This window comes from Paenibacillus sp. TAF43_2, from assembly GCF_052113545.1.
Classification (GTDB): Bacteria; Bacillota; Bacilli; order Paenibacillales; family Paenibacillaceae; genus Pristimantibacillus.
In genome coordinates this window covers 1-7903 of the sequence record NZ_JBFRDK010000270.1, presented here as the reverse complement: position 1 = coordinate 7903, position 7903 = coordinate 1, and the positions used below count along the sequence as shown (strand labels likewise).

Here is a 7903-nt window from a genome sequence, read left to right as displayed (position 1 = left end):
GAAGCACAGCAATGTGTGTAGCTGACGAATACTAATCGGTCGAGGGCTTATCCTAAACACGTTTACTGTGACCCATACATCCAGTAGACAGCAGCATAAAGGCTTCAGCAAGCCTAATCTTTCGTATCCAGTTTTCAGGGCGCAACTTGATTACCTGATTATAAACAATTGATCTTACATAAGATTTATGTTTATGCTTAGGGCCTTTAGCTCAGCTGGTTAGAGCGCACCCCTGATAAGGGTGAGGTCGGTGGTTCGAGTCCACTAAGGCCCACCATATTTTCCCTGATAGCTCAGTTGGTAGAGCACTCGACTGTTAATCGAGTTGTCACAGGTTCGAGTCCTGTTCGGGGAGCCAAGTTTGGAGAGATACCCAAGTGGCTCAAGGGGACCCTCTGCTAAGGGGTTAGACTGCGTAAGTGGTGCGAGGGTTCGAATCCCTCTCTCTCCGTTCCAATTTTTCAAGGCCCGTTGGTCAAGTGGTTAAGACACCTCCCTTTCACGGAGGTAACAGGGGTTCGAGTCCCCTACGGGTCACCATATTTTTTCTTTCAAAATGACGCGGGGTGGAGCAGCCCGGTAGCTCGTCGGGCTCATAACCCGAAGGCCGCAGGTTCAAATCCTGCCCCCGCAACCAAAACACCTTTAAATGGTGAAAAAAATCCATATGCCGTTGTAGCTCAACTGGTAGAGCAACTGACTTGTAATCAGTAGGTTGGGGGTTCAAGTCCTCTCGACGGCACCATTTTTTCTTTCGATGCTCCCTGGTTGCTGCCAGRCAAGCATCAAAACTACCTGCAAAGGTAGACATAACCGTTACGCCGTTGTAGCTCAACTGGTAGAGCAACTGACTTGTAATCAGTAGGTTGGGGGTTCAAGTCCTCTCGACGGCACCATCTTTTCTCGGGACGTAGCTCAGCTTGGTAGAGCACCTGGTTTGGGACCAGGGGGTCGCATGTTCAAATCGTGTCGTCCCGACCATCTTTTAACAGAATGATTGACAACATAAACCGCTATTTTCAAAGTCTACAGGACTTATGGAAATAGCGGTTTTTTTATGTGTTTGTGGGGAAATATAAACGCAATATGCGGATGAAGTGCAATCACTTCATTGAATAAGGAGGCTTTACTGTTGAAGCAAAGGGTTAGAGTCGCTGTCATGCTTATTGCGATCTTATGGGGCGTAATAAGTCCAGCAGCTGCATTTGGGCAGCCAGGGGTATTCCACTTCGGGTTTAAGAAAAGCGTGGAGGGGCGTCTGCCTTCGATCGATGAGGAGGGCTTTAAAGAAATCGTAACGAAGCACGGCGCTTTGTTTCTAGGGGATACAACGCAAAAGGAGCTATATCTTACTTTCGATAACGGCTACGAGAATGGCTACACACCGCGTATTCTTGATGTATTAAAAGATAAACAAGTACCAGCGGTCTTTTTTGTAACGGGACATTATGTCAAAGATCAGCCGGAGCTTTTAAAGCGGATGGTGCTGGAGGGGCATATTGTAGGCAACCATTCTTGGAGTCACCCGGATATGTCGACCCTCTCAGAATCAAGCATCAAAACGGAGCTCGATAAGGTCAAGGAGCATGTAGAAACGCTGACCGGCCAGAAGGAAATGAAGTATCTGAGGCCGCCAAGAGGCATATTCAGCGAACGGATGCTTGCCGCTAGCAAACAATTCGGCTATACGAATGTATTTTGGTCAGTGGCGTACAAGGACTGGGATGTGAATGCGCAAAGAGGATCACAATATGCGTATAACGAGGTTGTTAAGCAGCTTCATCCCGGAGCGATCATCCTGCTGCATTCCATTTCCAAAGACAACACCGAGGCGCTCGGCAGAATTATAGACGAGGCTCGCCGGCAAGGATATCTATTCAAAAGCTTAGATCAGATGGGCATTGATTTAAATATCTAGTAAAGTACGTCCAAAAGCCTTAACCTCATTACAGGGGTTGAGGTTTTTTTGTTATTCCGAACCATTTTATATTGCAAACGCAATGTTAAAATCTTTAGAATTCTGTCCTCATCCCTTACTTTGCCGCATGTTTAGCTATTTTAACTTCTATTATAATTAAGTAGAGTGTGCCTAAGTCCACTTAGGCGATGAGAGGTGAATGATGATGTTCAGCAAAAAAAAATGGGGAACGTTTGTTAAAAAGTTATATTATTCTCTATCGCTTAAGCACAGAATATGGCTGACCTTCGTTGTTTTAATCATGTTTGGCCTTACAGCAACAGGAGGGATTGCTTATTGGATCGCTTCGAAGGAAATACAGAGGAATGCGCTCAAAACGAGTCAGGATACGGTCAACCAATCTGCTCAAATCGTAAATGAACGGCTTAAGAACATCGGTATTGCCGTTCGTGCGCTTATGTTCAGCGACCCGTTCAAGCAGGTGATGACCGATGCACAAAACAATGACCGAGACCACTATTACAATACGTGGACCTCACTTCAAGGTGTTTTCTCGCAGGTGAAATTCAATGACTCGATGATTGACAGCATTTTGATTGCTTCGCCAATTGGCGATTATTATCATACCTCCAATGTCCGGGACACGGCAAACTCGTTTTATGATTCGGATCTGTATAAGCATTTCAAGGAAATAAAGCGAGGCTTTTGGACGAAAGGGCATAAGGATGCCTTTTTTATGGACAAACAGGATGTGATTTCCCTTGTTGTGGAGGGAGTCAATGAGCTGGGCGAGAAGCGATCGAATGTTTATGTGGTCATTAATGTGAAGCAAGATGATTTGTATGAGCTGTTCATGGAAAATCTGTCGACAGCGGAGAAACAGTATTATTTTGTAGATTCAGCGGGCGAAGATGTGAATTTGGATAATCGATCGAGTCAGGAGGATCAGTTGACAAAGCATTCTTCATTCACGAAACAGCTGACCGATGAAATGATGGGATCGTTTTTTTATAAGGATAAGAAAAAGGAATATCTGGTGAACTACGCAAGACTGGAGGTAAAGAATGATTGGATGATTGTTGGTATCCAGTCGAAGAGCGACCTGCTAGCGAAACTGAACGGCATCAAGAAAGCAACGATTTACGTCATACTGGGATTGATGGTTCTTTCATTATTCATAGCGAACAACTTGATCTATTTATTGTTAAAGCCGTTGTACAGTCTCCAAAGATTGATGAAACGGGTGGAAGAAAATGATCTGAACGTACGTTTCGAAAGCGAATACAAAGATGAGGTATCCCAGGTGGGGTTTCGCTTTAATCGGATGCTGGACGAAATCAAGCAGCTGATTGAAGACGTCAAGGTGCGGGAGAGTGAGAAGCGAAAGGCCGAGATCAAGGCGCTTTCCGCACAGATGGACCCTCATTTTTTTTACAATACGCTTAATACAATTTATTGCAAATCAGTGCTTGGCGAGAATAAGGACGTTAATGAGATGATTCTGGCTTTATCCCAAATGTTTCAGCTTAGTCTTAGCGGCGGGAGAGACTTAATTACGCTGAAGGATGAGCTTGACCATGTTCGCCAATATTTAGCCATTCAGCAGATTTCTTATGAGGAGCTGTTCGTTTGCCATATCGAGGTGCAGCCGGAGCTGCTTGCCTGCGGAATTCCAAAAGTCGTCATTCAGCCGCTTGTAGAAAACAGCATTTTGCACGGTTTCCAAGATCGGGAATCAGGCGGTGAAATTTATATTAATGCGCAATCGGAAGAGGACTGGCTGCATTTGACGGTAGAGGATAATGGGACGGGTCTCGTTCCCGAGCAGCTCATGGCTTCGATTATTCATCCAACGACGATGGATGAGGGCTATGCTCTCCGCAATATATATCATCGGCTCCAGCTGTACTACGGCGACCAGCAGCGCATGATCATAAGCAATAATGATAGTGGCGGAGGCCGGATTGAGATTTGGATTCCGAAGCAGACGGAAGGGATGGGGTAACATGGGTCAACCGGTGAAATTGTGCATTGTAGATGATATTCGAAGTGTAGTAGATATGCTGAAGCACAAAATCCCTTGGGCGGAGCATGGGATCGAGGTGGTCGGCAGCGCCACGAATGGCGAAGAGGGGCTTGTGGTCATCCGGCAAACGTCGCCGGACATAATTTTGACCGATATTCGAATGCCGAAGATGGACGGGCTTGAAATGACGCGGAGCATTGTGGAAATGCTGCCTCATAGCAAAATTATTATTTTGAGCGCTTACACCGATTTTGAATATGCGAAAAAAGCGATCCAGTACGGGGCGCTTGATTATGTGAAAAAGCCGTTTTCAATCGAGGATATTATCAAAGTTGTCTTAAAGGCGAAAGAAGCCTCAGAGCAAGACAAACGGGAGCGTTCGCATGTCATTGGGCTGGAGAAAAAGATCAAGGAAAGCCTGCCCGCGCTGCGGCAGGAGTATATGTCGCTGCTTGTCCATCATCAGACCGAAGAGGCGGATATTTCACAGTGGTGGGGATTTCTAGATCTGCCGCCTTTGCAGGCTCCGCTTGCGGTCATGGTAATTCAAATTGACCAATTTACGGACAAATATGGCGGCTTGGTTGTGAAAGAGCTGGAGCTGGCGCGTTTCTCCCTGCAAAATATCGTTGAGGAGACGATCAAGGAGCATACATCGGCTGTTATCTTTCGGGAGGCGCTTAATCGCTACGTCTGCATTATGCAGGCGCAGCCTGGGGATCGGTTGATGCGGATTGCTGATTCCTGCTGCGAAAATATCGCCAGCTACACGAAGTTTACTATTTCCATCGGCATCGGGATGGAGGCGGGGAGTGTACGTGAGCTCCCGAAGAGTTATCAGCAAGCGCTTAGCGCCTTGTCTTATCATTTCTATACCGGGGGAAATGGCGCATTTAGCTCCCAGCAAGAAGCGCAGGACAGCGCCGCTGGATGGATTTATACGACAGAGAGTGAAAACGAATTTTTATTTGGGTTTCGCTCGGGCAATAAAGAGAAGACACTAGAGTGGCTTGCTTCCATTTTTGATGAAATGCAAAGCTCCTCCGTGCTCCCCGAGCCTAGCGATGTCGAGCATCTCTTTCACGGCCTGTCCCTGAGAATGCTTAGGGTGCTGCTGGAGAAGTTTCCACGCAGCAGCCTGAAGGAGTTTGAGTCGAAGGTGCAGGAGGCGAGACGGGGAAGCCGTTCGTCGCTGCAGGAGTATAGGCAATGGTTGACTGAGCTTTGCGAAATCGGCTGCAGACTGATCGATAAGGAGAGGGCAAGCGAATCGCAAAAAATTATATATAGATCTATCGATTATATTAAATCGCATTTGCATCTTGACCTAACTTTGGAGCATTGCGCTAGGCAGGCGAATCTAAGCTGGGGTTATTATTCCAATTTATTTAAGAAAGTGTCGGGAACGACCTTCCAGCAATTCGTCACGCAGGCCAAAATCGAGCGGGCGAAATCGATGCTAATCGAGGACTTTCAAGTGCAGGAAATCGCGCAGGAGCTTGGTTATGAACACCGGCGTTATTTCAGCGAGGTATTCAAAAAGCAGACCGGCCTTACGCCGACGGAGTTTAAGGAAATCTCCTTAGGCAGGTCGCCAAAGCCGTAGAAGCAGGGTTTTGATAAACATGAAATATCTGCCCTTATTTGCGGAAGCACAAACAACAATTCGCCAGGGGCGGAGAGCGGAGCTTCCAACAAGCCTGCGGAATCGGAGGGCGCAACAACTCCAGCGAAAAGCGGTAAAAAGACAAAAATCGTGTATTGGACAGGAGATCGCCACGATATGGACTATATCAAGGGGGTTGTTCAAAGCTTTAATGACACGAATACGGATAACATCGAGGTGGAAATGGTCGTCAAGACGGATGATTACGATCAGGCAATCGACTTGGCGTTTTCTTCCGGACAGGGACCGGATGTGTTCAGAGTTAAGGAGAATACGATCAAGACTTACGTAACTAAGGGTTATCTTGCACCGATTGATGCGATGCTGACAGACAAGATGAAGGAGCAGTTCCCAGTCATTCAGGACTTTAACCAAATTGATGGAAAAATGTACAGCTTGCCGAACTATGGCTCGACATTAAGGCTGGTGTACAACAAGGATCTGTTCGCCAAAGGAGGCATTGCCGCTCCTCCAACAAGCCTTGCGGAAATGGTCGACGCAGCCAAGAAAATAACGGCTGTCGGCAAGGCAGAGGGCGCTTACGGCTTCGCGCAAAACTTCAAAAATGCGGATAGCGCGTTTGGCCGTTCTGCACGTGTCATTGCTGAAGTGAGCGGTTACGGCGGCTTCGGATATGATTTTAAAACTGGAAAATACGACTTTTCAGGCTTCAAAGACATAATTCAATCCTTCAAACAAATGTATGACGACGGAAGCACGCTGCCAGGCATGGAGTCGCTTGATATCGATCCGCTGCGCGCGCAGTTTGCGGAAGGCAAGCTAGGCATGTACCTTTCCTTCTCTTCCGAGCCGGGTGTATACAAAAACCAATTCCCTGCGAAAATCGATTGGGCTGCAGCACCTGTGCCAACAATTGATGGCACAGTCAAAGGAGCAAGCTCGTTCCTTGGCGGCCAATGGCTGGCGCTGAGCAGCTCCTCCAAAAACAAAGAAGCGTCGTGGAAGTTCATGGAGTATATGTACGGCGATGAAATTTTGAAAACGTATCATGAAAAAGGCTTTGGCATCTCGATGGTACCTTCGATTTCGGCAGTTGCCGCGAAACCGGACATCAATGGCATTGATGGTTTCCTGCCAAGCGACAACGATGCTACGTGGCCATTAAGTCCGGCTGTTACGGTTGAGGTCATTAAGTACAATGATGCATTCTTTAAATATATGCTGGGCGGCGGGGATCTGGATGCGATCRTTCAGGATTTGAACACAAGATACAATGCGGCGCTTGATAAAGCGATTGCTAGCGGCGATGTGACCACGGCAGCGAAACCAGAGTTTGATCCAACGAAGCTGGGTGCCAAATAAAGGCTTCACCATAAGAACAGCAATGCGGGGTGGAGTGCAGACTCCACCCTTTGCTTTCCCCTAAGACAGAGTGTACGGGAGTGGAAACGATGATCAAAGCGCGTCAAATGAGTTTTTCTTATCTTTTTTTATTTCCAAGCCTGCTGCTAACGGTTGTACTAGGCATCTATCCGCTAGGCTGGGCTATCCGGTATATGTTTTATGATTATAAAGGCTATGGCGAAGCTAGATTTACCGGCTTGTACAACTTCCGCAGGCTGCTTGCCGATACCCAGTACTGGGACTCCGTAGTGAATACGTTCATTTATGCGGGAGGCAAGCTGATTGTAACAATACCGCTGTGCCTGCTGCTAGCCGTTATTTTGAACCAGAAGCTCAATGGCCGCAATGTACTTCGTGCAATCTATTTTATGCCAACGGTCATCAGCTCCGCGGTTATGGCTGTCGTGTTCTTTATTATTTTTAATTCGTATAACGGGGTGCTGAATCAGTATTTGCTTAAGTATCATATTATCTCCGAGCGAATTGACTGGCTTGGACCCAAAAACGCAATGATGACTACGATTATTATTGCCATCTGGGGCGCTGTGGGCAACTATATGCTGTTGTTCTTGGCCGGACTCCAGAATATTCCGAATGATGTGTATGAGAGTGCTTCGCTAGACGGTGCAAACAAAAGACAGCAGTTTTGGTATTTGACGATTCCGATGCTTGGACCTGTTCTGCAAATCGTTATTATGCTGGCAATTATCAACTCGCTTAAAGGCTATGAAACGATTATGGTACTGACCGAGGGCGGCCCGGTTGGAAAAACTGAAGTTATGTATTTATACGTATATAAGCTATTTTTCCCTACGCCTTCCTCCGGTGCGGTCGTTGACCAGCAGTTCGGCTACGGAAGCGCAGTCGGCTTCACTACAGCCGTAATTGTAGGCATCATTACGCTTGTCTACCATCTGCTGTCTAATCG

General features: G+C 46.9%; 5 protein-coding genes and 8 tRNA genes. All 13 read left to right on the top strand.

Translation table 11 applies throughout. From position 1 onward, the window contains the following. The first annotated feature begins 200 nt into the window (after positions 1-200). Positions 201-277 (top strand) — tRNA-Ile (locus tag AB4Z17_RS31545). Between the two features lie 5 nt (positions 278-282). Beyond that, positions 283-358: transfer RNA gene (locus AB4Z17_RS31540), tRNA-Asn, on the top strand. Between the two features lie 5 nt (positions 359-363). Then, positions 364-451 (top strand) — tRNA-Ser (locus AB4Z17_RS31535). Positions 452-465: 14 nt separating this feature from the next. Beyond that, positions 466-540: transfer RNA gene (locus AB4Z17_RS31530), tRNA-Glu, on the top strand. Between the two features lie 20 nt (positions 541-560). After that, positions 561-637, top strand: a tRNA-Met gene (locus AB4Z17_RS31525). 32 nt (positions 638-669) lie between these two features. After that, positions 670-745 (top strand) — tRNA-Thr (locus tag AB4Z17_RS31520). A gap of 75 nt (positions 746-820) precedes the next feature. Beyond that, a tRNA-Thr gene (locus AB4Z17_RS31515) sits at positions 821-896 on the top strand. A gap of 8 nt (positions 897-904) precedes the next feature. Continuing rightward, a tRNA-Pro gene (locus AB4Z17_RS31510) sits at positions 905-981 on the top strand. A gap of 178 nt (positions 982-1159) precedes the next feature. Next, positions 1160-1918, top strand: a complete 759-nt coding sequence (pdaA, locus tag AB4Z17_RS31505) for a delta-lactam-biosynthetic de-N-acetylase (protein WP_441964231.1) — start codon at positions 1160-1162, stop codon at positions 1916-1918. A gap of 199 nt (positions 1919-2117) precedes the next feature. Beyond that, positions 2118-3923 (top strand): sensor histidine kinase, encoded by a 1806-nt coding sequence (locus AB4Z17_RS31500; RefSeq protein ID WP_441964229.1) that lies wholly within the window; start codon positions 2118-2120, stop codon positions 3921-3923. Position 3924: 1 nt separating this feature from the next. Further along, positions 3925-5550: a response regulator gene (locus tag AB4Z17_RS31495; protein ID WP_441964228.1), complete on the top strand. Its 1626-nt coding sequence runs from the start codon at positions 3925-3927 to the stop codon at positions 5548-5550. 177 nt (positions 5551-5727) lie between these two features. Continuing rightward, positions 5728-6933 carry an ABC transporter substrate-binding protein gene (locus tag AB4Z17_RS31490; RefSeq protein WP_441964226.1) on the top strand — a complete coding sequence of 402 codons (1206 nt, stop codon included), beginning with the start codon at positions 5728-5730 and terminating at the stop codon, positions 6931-6933. A gap of 89 nt (positions 6934-7022) precedes the next feature. After that, on the top strand, positions 7023-7903 hold an 881-nt coding region (locus AB4Z17_RS31485; protein ID WP_441964224.1), incomplete at its 3' end, for a carbohydrate ABC transporter permease.